This window comes from Massilia agri (assembly GCF_024753255.1).
GTDB classification, from domain to species: domain Bacteria; phylum Pseudomonadota; class Gammaproteobacteria; order Burkholderiales; family Burkholderiaceae_D; genus Telluria; species Telluria agri.
In genome coordinates this window covers 198,498-221,190 of the sequence record NZ_JANUHA010000006.1, presented here as the reverse complement: position 1 = coordinate 221,190, position 22,693 = coordinate 198,498, and the positions used below count along the sequence as shown (strand labels likewise).

At 67.1% G+C, this 22,693-nt stretch carries 21 protein-coding genes and 1 pseudogene; 7 read left to right on the top strand and 15 right to left on the bottom strand.

The window, feature by feature from the left end; translation table 11 throughout:
• The first annotated feature begins 69 nt into the window (after positions 1 to 69).
• Together NX780_RS11350 and NX780_RS11345 are read left to right on the top strand one after the other, a co-directional pair.
• Entirely contained in the window at positions 70 to 267 is a 198-nt protein-coding gene (locus NX780_RS11350) for a hypothetical protein (RefSeq protein ID WP_258827970.1), read from the top strand.
• A gap of 44 nt (positions 268 to 311) precedes the next feature.
• Complete coding sequence (locus NX780_RS11345; protein WP_258827969.1) at positions 312 to 848, top strand: phasin family protein; 537 nt, start codon at positions 312 to 314, stop codon at positions 846 to 848.
• A 144-nt stretch (positions 849 to 992) separates the two neighbouring features.
• Here the strand turns inward: NX780_RS11345 and tssA are convergent, their stop codons facing one another.
• Positions 993 to 1,976 carry a type VI secretion system protein TssA gene (gene tssA, locus NX780_RS11340; protein ID WP_258827968.1) on the bottom strand — a complete coding sequence of 328 codons (984 nt, stop codon included), beginning with the start codon at positions 1,974 to 1,976 and terminating at the stop codon, positions 993 to 995.
• Positions 1,977 to 1,986: 10 nt separating this feature from the next.
• A pseudogene (locus NX780_RS11335) lies at positions 1,987 to 2,538 on the bottom strand (AAA family ATPase); the annotation flags it as partial.
• Positions 2,539 to 2,621: 83 nt separating this feature from the next.
• Between NX780_RS11335 and NX780_RS11330 the strand changes: the two are divergent.
• The 3 genes from NX780_RS11330 to NX780_RS11320 all read left to right on the top strand — a co-directional run bounded on the left by NX780_RS11330 (position 2,622) and on the right by NX780_RS11320 (position 7,417).
• Positions 2,622 to 3,392: a hypothetical protein gene (locus tag NX780_RS11330; RefSeq protein ID WP_258827967.1), complete on the top strand. Its 771-nt coding sequence runs from the start codon at positions 2,622 to 2,624 to the stop codon at positions 3,390 to 3,392.
• Positions 3,393 to 3,494: 102 nt separating this feature from the next.
• A complete protein-coding gene (locus tag NX780_RS11325; protein ID WP_258827966.1) occupies positions 3,495 to 5,141 on the top strand; it encodes a VRR-NUC domain-containing protein in 1,647 nt (548 codons plus the stop codon).
• Entirely contained in the window at positions 5,138 to 7,417 is a 2,280-nt protein-coding gene (locus tag NX780_RS11320; RefSeq protein ID WP_258827965.1) for an ATP-dependent DNA helicase, read from the top strand. The genes NX780_RS11325 and NX780_RS11320 overlap by 4 nt, the downstream gene beginning before the upstream one ends.
• Here the strand turns inward: NX780_RS11320 and NX780_RS11315 are convergent.
• The 7 genes from NX780_RS11315 to NX780_RS11285 form a co-directional block, all read right to left on the bottom strand.
• Positions 7,387 to 8,124 (bottom strand): LytR/AlgR family response regulator transcription factor, encoded by a 738-nt coding sequence (locus tag NX780_RS11315; protein WP_258827964.1) that lies wholly within the window; start codon positions 8,122 to 8,124, stop codon positions 7,387 to 7,389. The two genes, NX780_RS11320 and NX780_RS11315, sit on opposite strands and share 31 nt — an antisense overlap.
• Positions 8,125 to 8,126: 2 nt before the next feature.
• Complete coding sequence (locus NX780_RS11310) at positions 8,127 to 9,194, bottom strand: sensor histidine kinase (protein WP_258827963.1); 1,068 nt, start codon at positions 9,192 to 9,194, stop codon at positions 8,127 to 8,129.
• Positions 9,195 to 9,210: 16 nt separating this feature from the next.
• Positions 9,211 to 9,924 (bottom strand): LiaI-LiaF-like domain-containing protein, encoded by a 714-nt coding sequence (locus NX780_RS11305; protein WP_258827962.1) that lies wholly within the window; start codon positions 9,922 to 9,924, stop codon positions 9,211 to 9,213.
• A complete protein-coding gene (locus NX780_RS11300; RefSeq protein ID WP_258827961.1) occupies positions 9,914 to 10,318 on the bottom strand; it encodes a LiaF transmembrane domain-containing protein in 405 nt (134 codons plus the stop codon). The genes NX780_RS11305 and NX780_RS11300 overlap by 11 nt, the downstream gene beginning before the upstream one ends.
• Before the next feature lie 221 nt (positions 10,319 to 10,539).
• Positions 10,540 to 10,713, bottom strand: coding sequence for a hypothetical protein (locus NX780_RS11295; RefSeq protein ID WP_258827960.1), 174 nt, complete (start codon positions 10,711 to 10,713; stop codon positions 10,540 to 10,542).
• Positions 10,714 to 10,759: 46 nt separating this feature from the next.
• On the bottom strand, positions 10,760 to 10,921 hold the full coding sequence (locus NX780_RS11290; protein ID WP_258827959.1) for a hypothetical protein: 162 nt from the start codon (positions 10,919 to 10,921) through the stop codon (positions 10,760 to 10,762).
• 302 nt (positions 10,922 to 11,223) lie between these two features.
• Entirely contained in the window at positions 11,224 to 14,190 is a 2,967-nt protein-coding gene (locus NX780_RS11285) for a TonB-dependent receptor (protein WP_258827958.1), read from the bottom strand.
• Positions 14,191 to 14,454: 264 nt separating this feature from the next.
• Here NX780_RS11285 and NX780_RS11280 point away from each other — a divergent pair, with 264 nt between their 5' ends.
• On the top strand, positions 14,455 to 15,405 hold the full coding sequence (locus NX780_RS11280) for an N-acetylmuramoyl-L-alanine amidase-like domain-containing protein (protein ID WP_258827957.1): 951 nt from the start codon (positions 14,455 to 14,457) through the stop codon (positions 15,403 to 15,405).
• A gap of 402 nt (positions 15,406 to 15,807) precedes the next feature.
• On the opposite strand, the gene NX780_RS11275 is transcribed toward NX780_RS11280, so the two are convergent.
• Entirely contained in the window at positions 15,808 to 16,041 is a 234-nt protein-coding gene (locus NX780_RS11275; protein ID WP_258828036.1) for a hypothetical protein, read from the bottom strand.
• On the opposite strand from NX780_RS11275, the gene NX780_RS11270 reads away from it, so the two are divergent.
• On the top strand, positions 15,956 to 17,875 hold the full coding sequence (locus NX780_RS11270) for a polysaccharide biosynthesis protein (RefSeq protein WP_258827956.1): 1,920 nt from the start codon (positions 15,956 to 15,958) through the stop codon (positions 17,873 to 17,875). The genes NX780_RS11275 and NX780_RS11270 overlap by 86 nt on opposite strands.
• 133 nt (positions 17,876 to 18,008) lie before the next feature.
• Here NX780_RS11270 and NX780_RS11265 read toward each other — a convergent pair whose 3' ends face one another.
• From NX780_RS11265 to NX780_RS11245, 5 genes are all read right to left on the bottom strand, one after another.
• On the bottom strand, positions 18,009 to 18,158 hold the full coding sequence (locus NX780_RS11265) for a hypothetical protein (RefSeq protein ID WP_258827955.1): 150 nt from the start codon (positions 18,156 to 18,158) through the stop codon (positions 18,009 to 18,011).
• Positions 18,159 to 18,181: 23 nt separating this feature from the next.
• Entirely contained in the window at positions 18,182 to 19,300 is a 1,119-nt protein-coding gene (locus NX780_RS11260; protein WP_258827954.1) for a polysaccharide biosynthesis/export family protein, read from the bottom strand.
• A gap of 132 nt (positions 19,301 to 19,432) precedes the next feature.
• The gene (locus tag NX780_RS25220) at positions 19,433 to 21,169 is read right to left on the bottom strand and encodes an energy transducer TonB (protein ID WP_307732767.1); all 1,737 of its coding nucleotides are present in this window, start codon (positions 21,167 to 21,169) and stop codon (positions 19,433 to 19,435) included.
• A 119-nt stretch (positions 21,170 to 21,288) separates the two neighbouring features.
• Positions 21,289 to 22,242, bottom strand: a complete 954-nt coding sequence (locus NX780_RS11250) for an MBL fold metallo-hydrolase (RefSeq protein WP_258827953.1) — start codon at positions 22,240 to 22,242, stop codon at positions 21,289 to 21,291.
• A 109-nt stretch (positions 22,243 to 22,351) separates the two neighbouring features.
• The gene (locus NX780_RS11245) at positions 22,352 to 22,675 is read right to left on the bottom strand and encodes a DUF5710 domain-containing protein (RefSeq protein WP_258827952.1); all 324 of its coding nucleotides are present in this window, start codon (positions 22,673 to 22,675) and stop codon (positions 22,352 to 22,354) included.
• Between the last annotated feature and the right edge of the window lie 18 nt (positions 22,676 to 22,693).

Below are 22,693 nucleotides of genomic sequence, written 5' to 3'. Positions count from 1 at the left end.
ACCTTCCCACCGCGGGAAGGTCAAGCCCGCGCTTGACTTGGGGCGCCAGCGCGTTAAGCTCGGCAGGGTATGAAACGAATCGTCCTCCCTCTCCTCGCCCTCTTCCTCGCCGCCTCGGCCCTGGCCGGTCCGGCGCCCTGGTTCCAGTGGCGCAGCAAGCTCAACGGCGCCCTCACCTGCTCGCAGACACCGCTGGGGCCGGGCTGGGAAAAAACTGCTGGTCCGTATCGGGACGCGCGTTGCGAAAAACTCATTGTTGCTAAATAATGGGGAAGCAAGGCTCATCCGATCCCATATTAAGGAGACAAGCAATGTTCACGAGTCCGGAGCAGTTTGCCAACGCCACCAAGACCCTGTTCGACCTGCAGATGCAGACCTTCGAAGCCCTCGCCAACAAGACCGTCAAGGGCGTGGAACAGGTGGTGGCGCTGAACATGAACGCGGCCAAGAGCTCGATGGAAGGTTCGCTGGCCGCCGGCCAGGAAATGGCGCGTGCGGGTGACCCGAAGGCCGCGATCGCCGCACTGCATGCGCGCATGCAGCCGGGCGTGCAAGGGGCTGCCGAATACCGCGAGCAATTGAAGACCATCATCGACGAGATGCACAACGAATTCCGCCAGGCCGCCGACACCCACGTGGCCGAAGCCAAGAGCACCCTGTCGGCCCTGATCTACGACGTGACGCAGAACGTCAAGCCGGGCTCGGAGAATGCGGTCGAGATCATCAAGACCGCGATCGACAACGCCTTCAAGGGCTATGAACAGGTGACCCAGGCCACGCGCCAGGCGGTGCAGACGGTCGAGGCGCAGATCGCCAAGGCCAGCTCGATGGTGCAGCCGGCGCAGTAGGGTGGACGGGTTCCCCGTCCGCGCGTTCAAACCGAGCAAGCGCAGACGTAGCATCTGTTCCTGAGCTGGTTGAACGCGCGGACAGCGGAGCCGTCCACCCTACGAAATAAAATTTCATCTCGAACGCTTGGGTGAAATTTTCTTTCAACTCCCTTCCGCTTCCACTCCCAGCAATTCTTCCAGTTTCGCCAGCGAGGCATCGTCCTTGATCACCGAGCGCAGCCAGGCGTGCAGCGGCTGCTCGCCCCAGCGCGCCGCCCGTTCGGCCAGGTAGGCGACCGGGCTGTGCGGCTCGGTGCGGCGGAAGAACTTGGCGACGGCGCGCAGCTGGGCAATCGCCTGCTCGCGGCTTTGCAGCGGTCCCTCGGGCAGCATCACGCGTGGCGCCGCATGGGCGACCGTCGCCACCGCACCCGGCACCGCCACCACGGCATCGACCTTCGCCGGCACCATGGGCGCCGCCATGTCCTCGAAGTTCTCGAGGGCCGCCCGCGCCGCGCCGAAGCTCGGCCCGTCGACGCCCAGGCGCGCGTCGACCACTTTTTCCAGCTCGGCCAGCGCCGCCAGGCAGTCGTGCGCCGCTTCCGCCAGCGCCTGCCGTGCGCTTGGTGCGGCCCTGGCGCGCGCCGCCTCCAGCTCGGCCAGGGCCTCCGGCCCACGGGTACGCGCCGCTTCCCACGCGCCCATGGTGACCCCGTCGGCCAGCGGCAGCTCCTTGACCAGCGGGGCGATGCGCGCCGCGGCCCAGGACAGGTTGCCGATGCGGCGCTCGAAGCCGTCCTCGTCGGGCAGCGGGTGCAAGTCATCCCAGTAGCGCTGGCACAGGCCGCCGAGCAGGCGCAGGCTGCCGGCCATGCCCGCCATCCCGCCCGTCTTGGTGGCCGCTTCCAGCAGCCAGACCGCGAGCTGCAGGTGCTTGCTGCGCGTCTCCAGCAGTTCCGTGCAGCGTTTGGTGACGAACTTCCAGTCCGCCTCCTTCAGCGCCGTCACCCAGGCGCCCTGTTCGATCGAAGGATCGTCGGCCTGGCGCGCGCGGTTGATGGCGTCGACGTCGGGCGAGAACGCGAGGTCCTCGCCGCAGGGCCGGTCCATGCTGATCGGGACCAGCAACTTATCGAGATTCAGCATCGCCCGCTCCTCATTCGATCGCGTACTTGAACTTGCCGGCCTTGGTCGCGCCCACCTTCACCCGCGAGATGGCCCCTCCCTCGGCCATGCGCGCCAGCACGCTGTCCGCGATTTCGGGCAGCAGGGTGCCATTGAGGATGTTGTCGACGTTGCGCGCGCCGGAATCGACCTCGGTGCAGCGGCTCAGGACCGCCGACACCAGCGCGTCGTCGTACTCGAAGCGGGCGCGGTGGTTGTCCAGCACGCGCGCCTTGATGCGCTCCAGCTTCAGGCGGATGATGTTGCTCAGCACCTCGTCGCGGATCGGATAGAAAGGCACCACCGACAGGCGTCCCAGGAAAGCCGGCTTGAAGTGCTTCATGAGCTGGGGGCGGATCAGTTCCGCCAGCTGCTCCGGCGTGGGCAGCTCACTGGGCGGCTTGTTCAGGCAGGCCTGCATCATCTGGCTCGAGCCCACGTTCGAGGTCAGGATGATGACGGTGTTGCGGAAGTCGATCTGGCGTCCTTCCGCATCGTCCAGCACGCCCTTGTCGAAGACCTGGAAAATCAGCATCGCTACCTCCAAGATTGTTTCTAATCAGAATTGGGAGAACCAATCTTAGGAGTAATGCCGTGCGGCCTACAGACGAAAATCAAGCAGAGTCCATGCGCCCGAACCTGATCTCGCCCAAGCGTGCAAGGACGAGCGGCGAGGACAGCATCCTGGCCATGCTCGAGCGCGACCCGGCGCGCAAGCGCGGCGCGGGCGCAGGCATGTCGGGGCCGCGGCTGGCCTGGTATGGCGCAAGCGCCGTCGTGGCCGTCGCCCTGACCGGCACCCTGGTCTGGCTGGCCGCCGGCAACGATGGCCTGCGCCCGGACGTGGAGCGCAGCATGATGGCCGACGCGAACAGCGCCGCGCGGCCAGCCACGGCAGCCGAGCGCCCTGCGCCCGCCCTCGTCCAGGTCGCCCTCGCCGAGGCCGCGCCGGCCGCACGGTCCGGCAGCGCGGCGGTAATCGTCGACCAGAAGCCCCAGGACGACGTGCCGCCGCTGCGCCTGCTCAAGCCGGCGCCGGGAACGCCCGCGAAGGCGCCGGCGCCGCCGGTCGTGGCCCCCGCAAAGCCGACGCCAAAGGCCGTCGTGGCCGCGCCCCCTACGGCGACTGCGCCCTTGGCGCGCACGCCGGCGCCGGGCGCCGCAGCAGCCCCACGTCCGCGCCCGGCTTCGGTGGCCCGCAACGCCGCACGGCCGGCGCAAGCAAAGGCGCAGCGGCACGCCGCCCCCGTGCGGGTTGCGGAAGCGCCGGTCGATCCGGACGTCGCCCTGATCTCCGCCGTCATCGTCCATGCCAACGGCCATGCCCCGGAAGGATCCCAGATGACCGAACTGCTGTGTCCGAACGATTCCTGCCAGCCCCGCCCGAATCGCCAGTAACGTGGCGAAAAGCCACCATCGGCGCCGAAAAACGCCGATACGGCTGGGTTCTTGCCACGAAGTGGCGTTATACTGTACATAAGCACAGTACGACGTCACACCATGATCAGGGTTCTGGAAAACGAGTTTTATTATCTGGACAATTTCCAGCGCGTCCTTGATTGGATCGGCGAGCGGTATCGCGACCTGCTCGAGGAAGAGGAACTCGCCTTCCTCGCCGCCTTCCCCACCCTGCCGCAGAATGCCCGCGCCCTGTTCGTGCGCATGGTCATGCGCAAGGGCGAGCTGTTCCGCGCCAGCAAACTGGTGTATGCGGAGATCGGCTGCCCGATCGAGGCCGCCCAGCACCTGCTCGGCACCGGCTGGGTCGAGCGCGATCCCTGCGTCGATCTGGACGAACTGTTCGAACTGCTCCTGAAGGCCGAGATTGCCGCCGCCTTCGGCCCCCATCTGCCATCGAAAAGCGCGCGCAAGAGCGAGCAGCTGGAAGCGCTGCGCGCGCTGTTTCCCGACAGCCGCCCCTTCTCGGCCTGGCACGGCGACTGCGAGGACGTGGTCCTGCGCATCGTCATGAAACCGCTGTGCGATCGGCTGCGCCTGATCTTCTTCGGCAACCTGCACCAGGACTGGACCGAGTTCGTGCTGTCGGACCTCGGCATGTTCCGCTTCGAGCAGGTCGAGATCTCGCAGGCTTCGCGGGGATTCCGCTCGCGCGCCGACGTCGAGCACTACCTGCGCCTGCACGACTGCAAGCAGCGTTTCTACGCCGGCGAAGCCCTGGACGAGATCGTACGCGACCTGCCCGAGCACGACTTCGACAACGACTGGCTGGTGGGACGGCGCGAGAAGCTGCTGTTCCAGGTGGCCCAGGGTTTCGAGAAGCTCAAGGACTGGGACAATGCCTACGCCCTGTACGCGCGCTGCCGCTTTCCGGGCGCGCGCGGCCGCGCGATCCGCGTGCTGGAAAAGCACGAGCGCTTCGATGAAGCCTACGCCCTGCTCCAGCAGGCCCAGGCGGCCCCCGAGAACGAGGCGGAGCGCCAGCACCTGCTGCGCATCGCCCCGCGCCTGGCGCGCCGCCTGGGCCACGCCAAGCTGCCGGCGCGCCGCGCCGCCTCCCCGCACCGGATCGACCTGTGCCTGCCCATGCCCGCTGGCGACTGGTGGGTCGAAGGCGTGGTGCGCGAGCACCTGGCAAGTAGAGAAGCTCCCGTCTTCTATGTCGAGAACGCGCTTGCCAATTCCCTCTTCGGCCTGCTGTGCTGGCGCGCCGTGTACGCCGCCGTTCCCGGCGCTTTCTTCCACCCCTTCCAGCGCGGACCGGCCGACCTGCACAGCCCGGACTTCGCCCAGCGCCGCGCCTCCGACTTCGCAGCCTGCCTGGCCGGGCTCGAAGACGGCAGCTACCGCGACACCATCCGCCGCAATTATGCGGAGAAGGCCGGCATCGCCTCGCCCTTCGTCTACTGGGGCGCGCTGAGCGAGGAGCTGCTCGAGCTGGCCCTCGCCTGCATCCCGCCGGCCGACCTGCGCAAGTGGTGCGAACGCATCCTGCTCGACGTGAAGGAGAACCACACGGGCTTCCCGGACCTGATCCAGTTCTGGCCGAAAGAAGGCCGTTACACGATGATCGAGGTAAAAGGCCCGGGCGACCGCCTGCAGGACAACCAGCTGCGCTGGATCGACTATTGCGCCGCCCACGACATGCCGGTGTCGGTGTGCTACCTGCAGTGGGAGCAGGCTGCTTGACCGACGTTGACAAGTACAGCGTCGCGGTGCGGGCGCTATGCGAGTTCACCGCCAAGCAGGGCGACCTCGACATCCGCTTCACGCCCTCGCCCACCGCCCAGGAAGGCATTGCCGGCCATGCGGTGGTCACTAGCCGGCGCGGCCCCAACTACCGCACCGAAGTCTCCCTGTCAGGCGACTGGGGCATGCTCCACGTGCGCGGCCGCGCCGACGGCTACGACCCGGACCAGAACCTGATCGAAGAGATCAAGACCCACCGCGGCAAGTTCGCGAACATCCCCGACAACCACCGCCACCTGCACTGGGCCCAAGTGCGTGTCTACGGCCACCTGCTGTGCCGCCAGCTCGGCCTGGAGTCCGTCAACCTGGCCCTGGTCTACTATGACATCGGCACGGGGCTCGAGACCGTGCTGCGCGAGACCCGCGCGGCGCTGGAGCTGGCGGCGCTGTTCGAGGACCTGTGCGCGCGTTTCGCGTCCTGGGCAGCAAGCGAAGCCGCCCACCGCGGCAGCCGCGACGCCGCCCTTGCCACCCTCGCCTTCCCGCATGCGAATTTCCGCCCCGGACAGCGCGAACTCGCCGAAAACGTCTACCGGGCCAACGCCAGCGGACGCTGCCTGCTGGCCCAGGCGCCCACCGGCATCGGCAAGACCGTGGGCAGCCTCTTCCCGGTCCTGAAGGCGATGCCGCAGGAGAAGCTGGACAAGGTCTTCTTCCTGGCCGCGAAGACGCCGGGGCGGCGCCTGGCGCTCGACGCCGCCGCCAGCCTCGGCGCGGGGTCGGGCCTGCCGCTGCGCGTGCTCGAGCTGACGGCGCGCGACAAGGCCTGCGAGCACCCGGACAAGGCCTGCCAGGGCGACGCCTGCCCGCTCGCGAAAGGCTTCTATGACCGCCTGCCTGGAGCACGCGAGGCGGCGGCGGCAGTCTCGATCCTCGACCGCGAGGCCTTGCGCGAGGTCGCGCTCGCGCACGACATCTGCCCCTATTACCTGGGCAGCGAGATGGCGCGCTGGGCCGATATGGCGGTGGGCGACTACAACTATTATTTCGACGGCGGCGCCATGCTCTACGCCCTCGCCCAGAACAATGGCTGGCGCGCCAGCGTGCTGGTCGACGAGGCCCACAATATGGTGTCGCGCGCACGCTCGATGTACAGCGCGGAGCTGGACCGCACGAACCTGCGCGCGGCCCGCGCCAATGCGCCCGAGCTGGTGAAGAAGGCGCTCGAGCGTGTCGGACGCGCCTGGCTGGGGGTCGACAAGGAGGCCCCCGCGCCCTACCAGGTGCTCCCGGCCCTGCCCGACAAGCTGCTCGACGCCCTGCAGAACGCCACCAGCACCGTCAACGACTTCCTCGCTGAATTCCCGGGGCCACTCGACCCCGAACTGCAGCGCTTCCATTTCGATGCCCTGGGCTTCATCCGCCTGGCCGAATCCTTCGGCGAGCATTCGCTGTGCGACCTCACGCGCGCGGGCGTGCGCGATTCCGTGATCAGCATCCGCAACGTCGTGCCCGCGCCCTTTCTCGCGCCACGCTTCGCCCAGGCCCATTCGGCGACCCTGTTCTCGGCCACGCTCAGCCCCTGGCATTATTTCTGCGACCTGCTCGGCATGCCCCAGGACACGGCCTGGGCCGACGTCGCCTCGCCTTTCACGAGCAGCCAGCTCGAGGTCCGCATCGCCGCCGACATCTCCACCCGCTACCAGCACCGCGCAGCCTCGCTCGGCCCGATCGCCGACCTGATCGCGCGCCAGTATCTTGCGCAGCCCGGCAACTACCTGGCTTTCTTCAGCAGCTTCGACTACCTGGAGCAGGTCCTCGAGCGCCTGGCCCAGGAACATCCCGAGGTGCCGGCCTGGCGCCAGGAGCGCCGCATGAGCGAGCCGGAACGCGCGGCCTTCCTCGAGCGCTTCACGTTGGAGAGCCGCGGGGTCGGCTTCGCGGTGCTGGGCGGGTCTTTCGGCGAAGGCATCGACCTGCCGGGCGAGCGGCTGATCGGCGCCTTCGTCGCCACCCTCGGCCTGCCCCAGGTGAATCCGGTCAACGAGCAGCTGCGCGAACGGATGCAGGCCATGTTCGGCGCCGGCTACGACTACACCTACCTGTATCCCGGCATGCAGAAGGTGGTGCAGGCGGCCGGCCGCGTGATCCGCACCGAGCAGGACCGCGGCGTGGTGTGGCTGATCGACGACCGCTTCGGCCGTCCCGAGGTGCGCGCGCTGCTGCCCGCCTGGTGGAGCGTGGATCAGCGCATCAGCTCGCGCACCCGCGCATAGCCGCTGCGGCTGATCGGCAGCTTGACGCCATCCTTCAGCACGGCGCAGTAGTTGTCCTTGCTGGCCGGTTCGATGCGCGCGATCGCACCGAGGTTGACGATGTAGGAGCGGTGGATGCGCACGAAGACCTGCGGATCGAGCTGGGTTTCCAGCTCGGACAGGCGCTGGTGCTTGAGCCAGCCCTTGCCCGCCGCGTTCACCTGCACGTAGTCGTCCTGCGCCTCGATATAGTCGACCGTGGCGGCCTGGACCACGTGCACGCGAACACCATCCTTGATCAGGATGCGTTCCAGGTGGCCGTGGCGGCGGACAGCCTCCTGCACGACGGCATCGAGCGCCTGGGCCTGTCCGGCTTGCGGCTGGCGGCTGCGCGCGTGCGCCAAGGCCTGGGCGAGCCGTTCGCGGCTGAATGGCTTGAGCAGGTAGTCGATGGCATGCACCTCGAAGGCGCGCAGCGCGAACTGGTCGTAGGCCGTCGCGAAGACATAATGCGGCTTGCTTCCCGCCAGTTCCACCACCTCGAAGCCGTCCAGTTTCGGCATCTGGATATCGAGGAAGACCAGTTCCGGGTCCAGCTCGCCGATGGCCTTGACGGCCTCGAAGCCGTTGGCGCACTCGCCCACGATCTCGACATCGGGATGGTCCGCCAGGTATTCGCGCAGCAGCACGCGCGCCAGGTGTTCGTCGTCGACGATCAGCACTCGCATGTCTATTCCCCTCCAGTTTCCGCGGGCAGCATCATGTCCACCCTGAATGTATTCTTATCGCGCGTCCAGTGCACGCTGGCCTCGACCCCATAGGCCGCGGCCAGGCGCTGGCGCACGTTTTCCAGCCCGATCCCGCTGCCGCTCCGGGGCCTGCCGTCGGGGTCGATGTCGTTCTCGACGCGGATGCGCAGCAGCGACGCGGCGCGCTCCGCCACGAGCACGACGGCGCCTCCCTCCAGGCGCTGTCCGATTCCGTGCTTCACCGCGTTCTCGACCAGCGGCTGCAGGATCATCGGCGGCAGCAGGCAATCCTCCGTCCCCTCCCCCAGCTTCTGTTCGAAAGCCAGGCGCGGACCGAAACGCACCTGCTCGATCGCGACGAAGCGCGCCAGCAGCGCTACTTCCTCGCGAAGCGCCACCTTGCGGTTCGCCTCCAGTCCCAGCGTCTGGCGGAAGAAGCCGGCCAGCTGCAGCGTCATGTCGCGCGCCCGGCCCGCATCGATGCTGGTGAGCGCACTGATCGAATTCAGGCTGTTGAACAGGAAATGCGGATCGATCTGGGTGCGCAGCATGCGCAGCTCGGCGTCCTGGGCCAGCAGGCGCGCTCCCAGCGCCTGGGTCTCGGCGCGCCGCGCCCGGTCGAATTCCAGCGCCAGGTAGTGCGCCACCGCCGTCATCCAGTACAGCAGCACCCCGATCGCGAACATCAGCGCGGCAAAGGGACGCGTCACTTCCACCACCGCCTCGCCGGGCAGCAGCCAGGCGCACAGGGCCGCCCAGGCGCTGCCCAGCGCGCACCACAGCAGGGCCGCGCTCGATGCACTGAACAGGAACACCGACAGTACCGCGCGCAGCCTCTGCTCCGCCAGCGGATAGGCGCGGCACAGGTAGTAGGCGGAGAAGCCGCAGGCGCAGGCATAGCACAGCATCAGGGGCACGGCGAACAGCAGGCTGGGACCGAGGCCGGCGTCCAGCGTCGCCACCAGGAGGCCGGCGATCAGGAGGCCCAGCATCAGCCAGGCCAGCAGGTAGAGCGCGACGCTGCGCCGCGCCCAGAAGCTCCCGCTCATCGCGCCACCGGTGCCATCAGTTGCGCACCTCGACGCCGCCCATGATCGCGTAGCCCTGCACGATCAGGCGCTTGCTGTTGTCGGGCGGGCGCGCCGTCTTTTCCTCGAAGCCGCCCATGATCGGCGTGCCGTTCAGGACGACGGTCCAGTCGGGCGGCACCTTCATCGTCACGCCGCCCCAGAAAGCGAACACGTTTACCACCGCCTCGCCCTCGATCGAGGAATTGCGCAGGTCGAGGGCGCAGCCGCCCATGATGGCGGTGATCTCGCCCCCGCGGAAAGCCGGTGTATAGACGCGCCGCTCGAAGCCGCCCAGCACCGCCATGATGTCCACCACGCCCTCGCCTTTCAGGTCCTGCTCGCCCTTGACGCCGTCGATCTGGATCAGGCGCCGCCCTGTCCTGGCCCGGTAGATCGTGTAGATGCCGAAGCCGATGAAGAACAGCGGCCACATGGTGCGCACGTTGAAGTCGATGATGTCCATCCGATCCAGGATGATCAGGACGCCGAGGCCCACCAGGCAGGCGCCCAGCAGCTGTCCGCCGCGGCTCTGGGTGTCGTAGAGCTTGACCACGCCGGCGATGATGAAGACCATCGGCCAGAACGAGATCGCGCGGTGCATGTCGAGGATGTCGAGGTTATCGAGCAGGAACAGCAGGCCCATCACGATGACGAGCACGCCGAGCACGATCTGGCTCTTCACGCCCCTGGACTGGATATCACTTTTCATGACGCTTCTCCGGATTGTCGATAAAGCCCTGCTGCTGCGACTGCGCCTGCTGGAAGCGGCGCGCCACCAGCGGCTGGAACACCAGCTTCACGCCCCAGGCCAGGATGAACAGCGGCCAGCTGTTGCGGAAGGTAAGGCCGAACAGGTGTTCGAAGCAGGCGAACAGCCACAGGCCGATGAAGATGGTCCACACGCCGTTGCCGAATTCGCGCGGGCTCGGGTAGCCGATGGTCTGGTTGATCCCGACCACCACCAGCAGCAGCGGCCAGTAGTGCCAGTAGTCGCCGGCGTCGATATAGTACATGCGGTCGAGCAGGACGATGACGCCGATGGCGATCATCAAGAGACCCAGGACCACCTGTTTGCGCCAGCGGTACGCGTCTTCGCTATCCATGATGCGTGACTCCTCGTATGTGATTGGTATGGACACACGATACCAAGGGGGCACGGCCGGGCGAAAGGGCATTTCGGCGAACGGCGGCGGCAAGGCGGTGAATGGCGAAGTTTTCGGCGGGCGGCGGGTGGCAGCCGGAAACGGCGGCGAACGGCGGCGGATCGGAGGCGGAAATAAAAAAAGCCCGCCGGTGGCGGGCCAGATGGGCAATGCTGAGGGCCTCAGGCCGTGGCGCTTGCCTGCTCCTGCGGGCGGCCCTTGACCTGGTTGCGGTACTTGGCGCGGGCCTCGGCCATCTTGACGGCCTCGCGGGCGATGTTCGTGCGGCGGATCTCCTGGCGTTCCTTCTTGCCGCGGTGCTGTGCTTCGTGTTTGCTGCCGATCTTGCGGGTCATGGCTGTCTCCTTGGATGGGACGCCGCGCCAATGGGCGCGGCCGGGATCAGGAGCGGTTCGTGCCCATCTTGAGGTCGGAGGGCATCAGCATGCCCCAACCGAGCTGGCGCCGGATTTCCTCCGGCGTCGGCGGCGGCGCCGTGTCGCGCGCGCGGCGCTCGAGGTATTCACGGACCACGTGCTTGGGTGGATGCTTGATCTCGGACATTGGCAACCTCCGCTCCCGTTGTGGGGCCGTCGTTCGTCTTGGCGGACGCCGGCCCGGATCTGGTGCCGGTCCTCGAGGCGACCGGCTAACCTGTTGAGCTGTTGGCACCCTCTGCATCGATTGCAGCGCAGCGCCTCACTCACACGGCTCCATCATATCGATGCCCCCAAGGGGCGACCGTTAGCTGCCGCACATTTTTCGATAGGCCGCCTCCTACAAGGTCGCGGGCGCAAGCGGAAAGCCCCCCCGTCCAAATAAAAAAAGGGGAGCCGAAGCTCCCCCCATACGGACCTGCAAGGCGATCAGAACTTGTACTTCAGGTTCACGTAGTACTGGCGGCCGCTGACGTCCAGCTTCTGCTGCTCTTCCTCGCTGTAGCGATAGTAGGCGCGCTTGGCGTTGGTCAGGTTGGTCGCATCGAGCGACAGGATCAGGTTCGGCGTCAGGTTGTAGCTCGCATTGAAGGCCAGCGTGGTCACCGGCGCGGCGTAGGTCGGCGCCACCGGCATCGTGACGCCGTTGATGACGGCCTTGCCCTGGCTGGCCGCGTTCGGCGCCGGCGCGGTGCTGGAGTTCACGTACTCGCTGCGGTAGTTCGCCACCAGGCGCGCCGAGATCTTGTCGTTCTCGAAGTAGCCGCCCAGGTTGCCCGCCCATTCCGAAGCGCCGACCATCGGCAGGCCGTCATCGACCTTCGTCTTGGCGCGGCTGACGTTCGAGGTGAAGCCGAAGCCGGTATTGCCGATCGGCTGCTCGTAGGAGATCTCGATGCCGCGGATGCGGGCGCCCTGCTGCGACGAGGTCAGGACGAAGAAGTCCTTCAGCTGGCTGTCGCGCGGGTCGACGAACTGGATCGTGGCGGCGCCGGCCACGCCGGTCTTCGGATAACCCTTGATGCGCGAGTTGTACACGTTCACGCCGACCTGGGCGCGCGGCGCGAAGTACCAGTTCCAGGCGAGGTCCAGGTTGTTGGAGGTCTGTGGCGACAGGTTCGGGTTCGGACCGATGATGGTGCAACCGGCTTCGCCGCAGGTCGGACCGCTGTAGCCCACCGCGAACAGGTTGTAGTTCTGGCGGCCCAGGGTCTTGCTGGCGCCGAAGCGCAGCAGCATGTCCTTGTCCAGCTCATAGCGCAGGTTCAGGCTCGGCAGCACGTTGGTGTAGACGTGCTTGTTGGCCTTCTTGTAGAAGAAGTTGCCGGCCTTCGGATTGAAGTTCGCGTCCTGGAAGGAGCCGCTGCCTTCGTGGTACCAGGTGATGGCATCCGGATAGCCCGGGCACGGGACGATCGGCTCGCCCGGACGGGAACGGGTGCACAGGCCCGCCGGGACCAGGTTCGGGATCATCGAGTCGACCTGGGTGCGCACATAGCGCACGCCGACGTTACCGGACAGGCGGTCCGCTTCGAAGTTCGCCATCATGTAGGCGGCGCTCTGGCGTTCGCGCATATCGATCTCGAGGCCGGCGCGGCGTTCCCAGTCGTCGCTGGTGACGGTGCGGTTGGCTTCGAAATAGGCTTTCAGCGCTTCCGGCGACATGGTCCAGCTCACGTTGTCCCAGCCGCCCGGGCCGTCTAGGCCGTCGCCGAAGTCCGAGGGCCAGGGCTTGAAGCCGCTGGTCGGCGCGTTCGGCGCCAGGGCCGCATAGCGCAGCTGCGGCCAGCGGCGCACCAGGTCGCGCTTGTGCTGCGAGTAGCGCACGCCGGTCTCCATCGACTTCAGCCAGCCGCGGTCGAGCTTGTACTCGGCGTCGAGGTTCAGGCTATGCTCCTTGTCGACGGTCTTGGCGCCCGAGGCGTTGCGGCCGGTGAGGACGAAGCCGGTGCCGTCCGCGCCCTGCGGCTTGTAGCTGTTCGGGCCGCTGCCGTGGTACTGGACGTAGGGGGCGTCGTACAGGCTGCCCAGCGCATAGGACACGCCGGTACCGAAACGGGTATAGGTCAGGCCCTGGTCGAGCTCGGTCTGACCGACGCCGCGGGTCACCGACAGCAGGCCCTTGACCGTCAGGTCCTGGTTGACGCGGTACTTGGCGTCCAGGTCGAGGAAGGAGCTGGTCGCCTTGGCGCCATCGCGATACGCCCCTTCGGTTTCGCCGATGTACTGGGGCGGCGTACCGTCCGCATAGACGATGTCGGCGCTCTTGAGCACTTTCAGTTCGTGGCCGAACACGGTCTTTTCGGTGACGATGACCGGGTTCCTGATCTGGGCGAAGACCTGCTGTCCATTCACCGAGGTCGCCGCACCGCCATACGGGCCCTGGCCGCTCTGGCGGCCCAGCAGCATGCTCATGATGGCGCCGGCGTTCAGGCGGCCGTAGTTCGGCGCCTTCAGTTGGGAATGGAAGCCCGTCAAGTTCACGTCGAGGTCCTGGTTCGGCTTGAACTGGACCGCGAACATGCCGCCCTTGCGGTCGCGCTCGCCCTCGACGAATTCCATGCTCATCGAACCCGGGATGCGCACGCCGTTCAGGTCGGCGGCCTTGTAGCCGGTGCCGGCCAGCGACTCGTCGGTGATGCCCTTCATGGTCGTGGTGTTGATCACGTCCCAGCCGCTGTTCGGCGGATAGGCGAAGCGCGAGACGGAGTCGCGGCGGATCATGCGCTTCTGGGCGAAGCCCTGCACGATGAAGCCGAAGGTGCCGGCCTCGTTCTTCCAGTTCATCGAGGCATCGATGTCGTGGGTGGTCTTGCCCGGCAGGTCGGCATACACCGCGCCCACGTTGACCACGCCCGACAGGCGTTCCTTCTGGGCGAGCGGCTTGCGGGTGGTGACGTTGATGGTGCCGGCCAGGCCGCCGTCGACCAGGTTGGCCTGCGAGGTCTTGTAGACCTGGGCCTGGTTCAGCACCGAGGACGGCATCAGCGACAGGCTGGTCGAGCGGCTGCTCGAGAGCTGGTCGGAGATGTACCAGTCGCCGCCGGAGACGGCGTGGCCGTTGAAGATGATCAGGGTGTGGTCCGGATTGGTGCCGCGCATGGCGACCTTCTCCGCTTCGTCGTAGTCGGTACGCACTGCCACGCCCGACAGGCGCTGCAACGAGTCCGCCAGGTTCCGGTCCGGCATCTTGCCCACGTCTTCGGCGGTGATCACCTCGACGTTCGCCGTCGCGTCGCGCTTGACGGCCAGGGACTTGGCCATGGAGGCGCGGATACCGGTCACTTCGACGGTCTGCATCGGGACGGCGGGTGCGTCCTGGGCCAGCGCCGGCAGGGCTGCCAGGCTCCATACCGCCATCGATACGGCCGCGGCGAGCGGCTTCTGCTTGAACATTGTGTATCTCCTATTGTTTTCGCTATTGGTCTGCACGGCAGGCGCCACCGCCGCCATTTTCGGAGTATTGATGAAGGGTGCCCTTGCTGAATAATCACTTGTTTTATAGTCTATATAACCCGGAGGAATGTACATATTCAAGCCCCTCTGTTTGGACAAATCTTTGCCGCATGCCGGGTTATGGCGTGTGCATGAAAATTCATTTTCCAGCGCCCGCGCAGGCGATTAGCGTGGCGATATCACAACACTTTGACCGATCCGATCATGCGCCTCGCCTGCCTGCTGCTTGCCGGCGCCGCCCTCGCCGGCTGCGCCTCCGCTCCGCCCAAGCTCCCCGCCACGCCGCCCCCGGACACGCCCCTGGGCGAGGTCCTGCAAAAGCAGCTTTACCAGATGACGCCGCGCGAGGCGGGCCGCTACATCGCCCACATGCAGGCATCGGAACCCGACCTGCGCAAGCGCATCGCCGCGATCGGACGCAAGAACCTGGGCCAGCCCTATTCCCTGCACCTGCTGGGCGAGTTCCCCTACGAGATCCATGACGAGCTGCCGCTCTTCAGCCTGAAGGAGAGCGACTGCGTGGTGTTCGCCGAGCACACTTATGCGATGGCGCTGTCGCAGTCCTGGGAAGAATTCTTCTGGATGCTGCAGCGGATCCGCTACCGCGACGGCGTGATCGGCGTGGCCACCCGCAACCACTACACGGAGATGGACTGGAACGTGGCCAACCGCTGGCTGGTGCGCGACGTCAGCGCTGAACTGGCCGGCCCTGCGGGACCGACGTACCGGATGACGGTGGACCGCGCGGCGTTCCTGCGCACCCGCCACCACACCGTGGCCGACATCCCGGTCGAGAGCAGCAGCCAGGCCTATGTCCCGAAAGACCAGGTGGCGGCCATCGCTTCGCAGCTGCGCGAGGGGGACTTCGTCAACGTGATCTCGACCCGCGACGGCGACTACTGGGCCTCGCACGTCGGCCTGGTGGTGCTGGGACCGAAGGGCGAGCGCCACTTCCTGCATTCCCAGGCCCCGAAGGTGCGCGAAGAGACCTTCGACGCCTTCATCGCGCGCGCCCTCGAGCGCGAGGCGAAGAATGCGCGCGAGGGCAAGCGCGGCCAGGTGCTGGCCGGCTTCAAGTTCCTGCGCCTGAACGAGGAAATCGTTGTGCCGCCGATGGCGCCGCAGCCACGCCCCGGCCGCCCGGCCGGCGCCTGAACCGGAAGGCGGCCGCCCGGCCGCCTCTTTCACTGCCCGCGTCACGGCGCGGGTTTCCACATCCCACGTCGTACTGGCCCGTTGGCCGGCCGTGCCGCTCATGGTGGCCCTCCATCCCCCACATCGTTCCGCGCCCGCGCAATCGTGCCCCGGCCTTCGCACACCGCGTAGGCCATCTTTCTTCGCAGGCGCTTTCCCGGCCTTGCTCCTCAATCGGTGCAATGCTCATCAATTAAGTTATCTATGGAAATGAATTAGGCGATTTATTTCCTAATTTCATTTCCCCACCTAAATTCCAGGCACTTTCGTTTTAATTCACTTTCCGCCGTTGAGTCAGGTCAAACACCCCTCGTTGTGGTCGCAAGATAATAAATTTACAAAACATATGACCCTCAAATGAGCTTATCCCCAAGCATTAAATACTAAGCTATTTTTCATTAAAGCCCCTATTCCGCATACCAGGCCAGCGCCATATTTCTTCTTCTCTAACCAGCAGCGGATCGCCATGTCGAAATTCAGTTCCGATCTTATCAGCCAGCTTCGCGCACGGATGGTGTCGATGAATCGCACCAGCAAAATCGCCCTGATGGTCGTGGCGGACCTGCTGGCCCTCCCGGTCTGTTTTTTGATCGCCATGATATTGCGCGGGGGCGATTTACAACTCGCAAAAAATTACGGACCCGCCTCCTATGTATTAGTGGCCGTGGTCACGATCGCCGCATTTTCCATGTCCGACCTGTACCGGGCGGTGATCCGCTTTATCGACCAGCGGCTCCTGAGTTTCACCGGCGCCGCATTGGCGTTCGCCATATTATGCGTGTACGTCGTATTAATCATCATGAATGAACCGCGCTTTCCGCGCAGCGCATTGGCGATTTACTGGTTTGTCGTATTTTCCTACGTGGTTATTTCCCGCATTGGCTTGCGAAACCTTTTGCGCGGCCATGGCGGCCAGCGGACCGGCAGTCCCGACGCGGTTGCCGTCTATGGCGCCGGCGAGGCCGGGGCGCGCCTGGTGCAGGCCATGCGCCACAGCGACGAGTACCGTCCGGTCTGCATCTTCGACGACAAGCGCGCCATGGGCGACCGCACCATCGCCGGCCTGCGGGTCTTCAACACCGCGCGCCTGGCCGAACTGGTGGCAAGCCAGGGCATCCGCACCATCGTCATCGCCCTGCCATCGGCGCCGCCGGAACGCTTGCGCGACATCATGCAGCGCCTCGGCCAGGCCGGCGTCCCGGTCAAGATCCTGAGTCGCCTCGTCGACCTGGCCGACGACCGTCCGCCGGCGCGCGGCTCGATCCGTGAACTGAAATTCGAAGACCTGCTGGGGCGCCCGCCGGTGCCGCCGCGGCTCGACCTGTTCGCCCGCTGCGTGCGCGGCAAGAGCGTGCTGGTAACGGGCGCCGGCGGCTCCATCGGCAGCGAACTGTGCCGCCAGATCGTCACCCTGACCCCGAGCGAGCTGCACCTGCTCGACCACTCCGAATATGCGCTCTACACGGTGCGCCAGGAGCTCAGCACGCGCTTTCCCTCCCTGAGCATCCATGCCCACCTGGGCTCGGTCTGCAACAACGACCTGGTCGAGCGTATCCTGCGCGAGGGCAAGGTCGCCACCATCTACCACGCCGCCGCCTACAAGCACGTGCCGCTGGTGGAAGCCAACATCGTCGAAGGCCTGCGCAACAACGTGGTCGGGGCCCAGGTGGTGGCCAGCGCCGCGGCCAGGCACAAGGTCGAGACCTGCGTGCTGATCTCGAGCGACAAGGCGGTGCGCCCGACCAACATCATGGGGGCCAGCAAGCGCATCGCGGAGCTGATCTTCCAGGCCGCGGCCGTGCGCCACGGCGCCCACACCACCTTCTGCATGGTCCGCTTCGGCAATGTGCTCGGCTCCTCCGGCTCGGTGATTCCCCTGTTCCAGCGCCAGATCGCGCGCGGCGGCCCGGTCACCATCACCCACCCGGACGTGTCGCGCTATTTCATGCTGATCCCCGAGGCGGCGCAACTGGTCATCCAGGCCGGCGCCATGGCCAAGGGCGGCGACGTGTTCGTGCTCGACATGGGCGAGCCGGTGAAGATCGTCGACCTGGCGCGCACCATGATCGCCATGTCGGGCCTCACCGAACGCACTCCGCAGAACCCGCGCGGCGACATCGAGATCCAGTTCGTCGGCCTGTTCCCGGGCGAAAAACTGCACGAGGAGCTGCTCACCGACGGCACCGTCTTCCCCAGCGAGCACCCACGCATCATGCGCATGAAGGAAAGCGCCCTGCGTCCGAGCGTGCTGGAGACCTGCATCACCTGCCTGATGATGGCTTGCGAGACCCACGAACGCGGCACGATCGAATCGATGGTCAAGGCCATCGTCGCCGAATACGTGCCGCACGCGCCTTCGAGCGCGCCGCCGCTGGTGGCCGACGCCCCGCGTCCGAGCCTGATCAAGCGCTTCGTACCCTTCCGTATCTAGTCCTGCCCCATCGCCCCCACCGCACACCACCGACGAGGAAACACATGCGCGACGAGAATACCTCCCCTCACCTGGAGCAGCTGCTCGACAAGCTGCAGAACCGCAGCGCCGTCATCGGCATTGTCGGCCTCGGCTACAGCGTATTCAGGTAGCCTTTGAAGTCGACGCTCGGCTCTTCGGCCAGCGGCTCGCTCGGCCGCGGATCGAAGGGCACCGACAGGACGGGAGGGGTGCTGAGTACATGGCTCAGCGAATGGGGATGGGGATCGTGGGGCGTGGTCATCGACTCTTCTCCTGCGCTCTTGCTCAGGGCCTGGTGGTAACGCCGACGGCCTGGGTCAGGGCGCCCGGGAACAGCAGGCTCAGGTGGCGGTTCCAGTTCGCCAGCGGCGAGGCGGCAACGTACACGACGTCCTTCGGCCGCAGCTCGAAGGTTTCGGCCATGGCCAGCGCCCCGCTGGCGCGCGCGTCGAGGCGGAACACGCGTGTGCGCTCCGGCGTCTTGCGCACCACGTAGACCTGGCGCGCATCGCCGCTCAGGGGGCTGATGCCGCCGGTCTCGCCCAGCGCTTCATTGAGCGTGAGGCGGCCGTTGTGCATGGTCAGGGCCCTGGGGGTGATCACCTCGCCAGAGACGAAGACCTTGCTTTCCTCGCGCGAGTGGACGCGCACCACGTCGCCGTGCGCCAGCAGGATGGTGCCGGGATTGACGCCCTTCTGGATCAGCTCGCGCAGGTTCACGGTATAGCGCGCGTCGCCGCGCTCGACGACGATGCGGCTCTGGTCGGCGCCCTGCGTCATGCCGCCTGCCCGGTTGAGCGCTTCGACGAGGGTCATGGGAATGTCGTCGATGGCCTGCAGGCCCGGCGTGCGCACCTCGCCGTCGACGTAGACGCGCCGGCTGCGGTAAGACTGGACCCGCAGCGTGACGTTGGGATGGGCGATGTAGCGGGCGAGCTTCCTGGTGAGCAGTTCGCGCGCCTGCTCGGCCGTCTGGCCCTCCAGGGTGAGCAGGCCGATCAGCGGGAACTGGATGCGCCCCATGTGGTCGACGGCGAAGCCGGGTGCGGCCGTGTTGGGTGGCGCGCCGCTGTCGGCCAGGGCCGTGGCGGAGTTCATGCCCCCTGCGGCCAGCTCGGGATGGTCCCAGACCACGATGGAGAGGATGTCGCCGCGGCCGATGGTGTAGGGCGGCGGCGAGGCCACGAACAGCGGGCTGAGGTCTTGTTGCGCGGCGCTGTCGGACGCCAGGCGCTCGGCGGCGATCAGCTTGTCGGTGATGAGTTCGGTGGCTGGGGCCGCGCCGCCGTCCGCTGCGCCCGCAGAGGAGTCGAAGCCAAGGCCGGTGGCGCAGCCCCCGAGCGCCAGGCCCAGCGCCGCCGCCGCACAGCAACTCTTTATTGCACCTGAACAAAACAAGGCCATGATTGTTGCCTATCAAAAAGTACACGGCTTCGGTGAGCCGTTCAGCTCAGCGTACGGTGTCCATCAGGCCAGGCTTTGCACCGGATCAAAGGTCGAGCCGGGGAACGGAAGGGGTGCGGGAAATGAAGGGACTCAGCGCAGCTCTTCGAGGAGCTTGAGGCCTTCGGCAAAGGCCCAGACCCGGCGGATCTCGATGACATCGAAGCGCGCCGCCACGTTCGGCGGGAAGGCCGCGTAGCGCGCGTTCAGGTGCACGAAGCGGCGCACCGCTTCGTCCATGTCGGGCCGGCCGCTCGAGCGCACGATGGTCACGTCGTCGATGCTGCCGTCGCTGCGCAGCGAGACACTGACCAGCGGATCGGCGCGGACCTCGCCGCGTCCGAAACGCGCCCCGCCGAGGATGGCGTTGCGCTCGAGCTTCTGGCGCACGCTGTCCACGTAGAGGCGCAGCGGCGCATCGCGTTCGGCGCCATCGGCCAGCGCCCGGCGCGAACGCGGCTGCATGAAGGCCGGGCGGGCCGGCGGCGGGTCCACGTTCGGGATGTTCAGGCCACGCAGCATCTCGCGTGCGCGCGAGGCCATTGCGCTGCCGGGCACGCCGCCCGCCGTCCCGGCGCCCGCGCCTGGTCGTGCGCCCGCGCCCGCTTCGGCGTCGCCGCCCATGCCTGGCGTTGTCGCGCCGCCATCCGCGGGCAGCGCCTGGGCCTGCAGGCGCTCGGCGGCGGCGCGACGGGCAGCCTCGTCCGCCTGCCGCCGGGCCAGGCGCTCGGCCTGGGCGCGTTCTTCCGCCAGGCGGCGCGCCTGTTCTTCCTGCGCCTGGCGCTGCGCCGCCTCTTCGAGGCGCCGGCGGTCCGCCTCCTGCGCGAGGCGGCGCTCGGCGTCGCGGGCGGCCAGCTGCTGCGCGGCGATCCGCTGCTCTTCCTCGCGCACCAGCGCCTCCTCGCGCTCGCGCAGCTGCGCGAGGCGCTGCTGTTCGGCCATGGCTTCGGCTTCGCGACGGCGGCGCTCTTCGAACGCCTGCCGGGCCAGGCGGTCCCGCTCGGCTTCCTGCTGTTCGGCCTGCTGGCGCGCGAGCTCGGCGGCCTGCTGCTCAATGCGGCGGCGCTCGTCTTCCTGCCGGGCCGCGAGCTGCGTGCGTTCGGCTTCCTGCTCTGCCTCCTGCCGCGCCAGTTCCTGCTCCCGCAGCGCGGCCGCATCGCGCTCGGCCGCCAGGCGCAGCGCTTCCTCGCGCTCGCGGCGCAGGCGCTGCGCTTCTTCTTCCTGGCGCCGGCTCTCCTCGGCCGCGGCCAGGCGCGCGGCTTCTTCGTCGCGCAGGCGCTGCTCGTCGCGCTCAGCGGCCATGGCCTCGTCCGGCGCGGCTTCCTTTTCCTCCACCGGCGGTTCCAGCGCCGGGCCCGGCTCGAAGTCCGGCAGGCTGGGCGCCACCGTGAAAGGATTGTCGGCCGCGGTCGATGCAATCAAGGGCGGCGCCACCGACGGCCGGCGCTTGGCCAGCTTCGGGCGGGCAGGCTTGCGCGCGACAAGCTTCGGCGGCGGCGCAGGAACGGGCTCGACAGGCTTGGGCAGCGGATCCACCGCGCGCAAGCCCTGAACCGGCGCAGGCGGCAAGGCAGCCGGGGGCAGCGGCGGCTCGGGAAGCGCGGTGGCGGGCGGTGCGGGCGGCAAGGCAGGCTGTTCGGGCAGCGCGGCCGGCGGCGGCGCCAGCGTCACACGGATCGGTCCGCCGGAGCCGGCATCGAGACCCGGAATGCCGAACTGCAGGGACAGCAGCAGGCCATGCAGCAGCACCGAGACGGCGATCCCCGTGACGAGCCGCCGGTCGCTCTGGACCGCGAAGACGTGGGAACTGCCGTGCTGCGTTCGATGCATGCCGTGGCCCGGAGGAGAAACGCGATATTGTCAGGCTGGCATCTTAGCGTTTACTCGGCAGTATGGCGAGGCGCGCACGATTGAATCCGGGCGGCAACGGCCCTGCCCGCCTGCCGTGGTCAGCGCTGCACGCGGCGGAAGGCGTAGGTCTCGCCGTGGGCCAGGTAAACCACGTCGCGCTCCAGCCCGGCCGCCTTGACTTCGCGCGCGAAGTCCTCGAGCGGGGACTTGAAGACGTCATAGTCGTTGTAGTGGATCGGCACGGTTTTCTTCGGACGAATGACCTGCATCATGCGCACGCCATCCTTGCCGTCCATGGTGACCTTGAGCACGCCGAGGATGCGGGTGCCGCCCAGGTGCAGCAGGGCCAGGTCGATGTTGGGGAAACGTTGCGGAATGGCGTGGATGTCGTCGTACACCAGGGTGTCGCCGCTGATGTACATGCGGTAGTCGGGCACGTCCGGATTGGCACCGAAGTCGAGCACCGAGCCCATGGTCTTGGGCAGCAGCACGGCGACACCGGCCGGGCCGTGCCGGCCGGGGGTGGCGGTGACGCGCATGCGCGCGCCGCCCTTGCTGACTTCGAGGCGGTCCCAGGTGGAGAGGCCGAAGGTGCGGGTGAAACCCAGGCGCTTGAGGCGCTCGCCCGCCTCCTTGGTGCTGACGATGGGCGTGGCGCGATTGAGCTTTTCCTGCACCAGTTTGTCGAAGTGGTCGTCATGGAAGTGCGACAGCACCACCAGGTCGATCGGCGGCAGGTCTTCGAAATTGATGGCGGGATTGGTCTTGCGCTCGGAAGTCAGGCCATAGCCCAGGTGCACGTGGCCGCCCTTGTGCAGGAAGTTCGGATCAGTGAGGATGGTGAAGCCCTGGTAGCGGATGATGACGGTGGCCGTGCCGATGAACTGCACCGTGCCGGACTCGGCGCCCACGGCCGCGCCCGTCGCCGCAAGCTGCAGGCTGAAGGTCTCGCCCTGGGCCGGCGTTGCGGTGGCATCGGCCTGGGCAAGGCCGGCAGCACCACACATGGCGGCGAACAGCAGGCAGGTCTGTAGCAGTCGTGCGAAGCGCATGGCAAGTCTCCGGGCCTGGCGCACCCAGGGCGGATACGCGCTGCTGGAACGTTAACACGGCAGCGTCGAAAGCGCCGTTCGCTTGCCTGTACGACCGTGCTTCGAATCGCTAGCGGAGCGTGGTCAGCTGCTGGCGCGCCTTCAGCCATGCGCTGCCGGCCAGCGCGGCCGTACACTGCTCGCACGCTTCGAAAGGATTGCAGTCGTGCTCCAAAGCGATGTAGTTCGCGCCGACCACGGTCTTGCCCTGGTAGCTGTCCACCCTGCCGCCTTTCGCGTCGGCGGGCGCTTCGCCATCCTTGCCCGTCCATTTGGCGAAGGCGGCCGGCGAGACGCCGTCGGGCACGTACCAACGGCGTTTGGTCGGATTCCAGCGGGCGCCGAGCGCCTTGGCTTCGTCCTTTTCGGCGTAGGGAACTGTCAGGAAGAGCATGTTTGGACAAGATCTGGT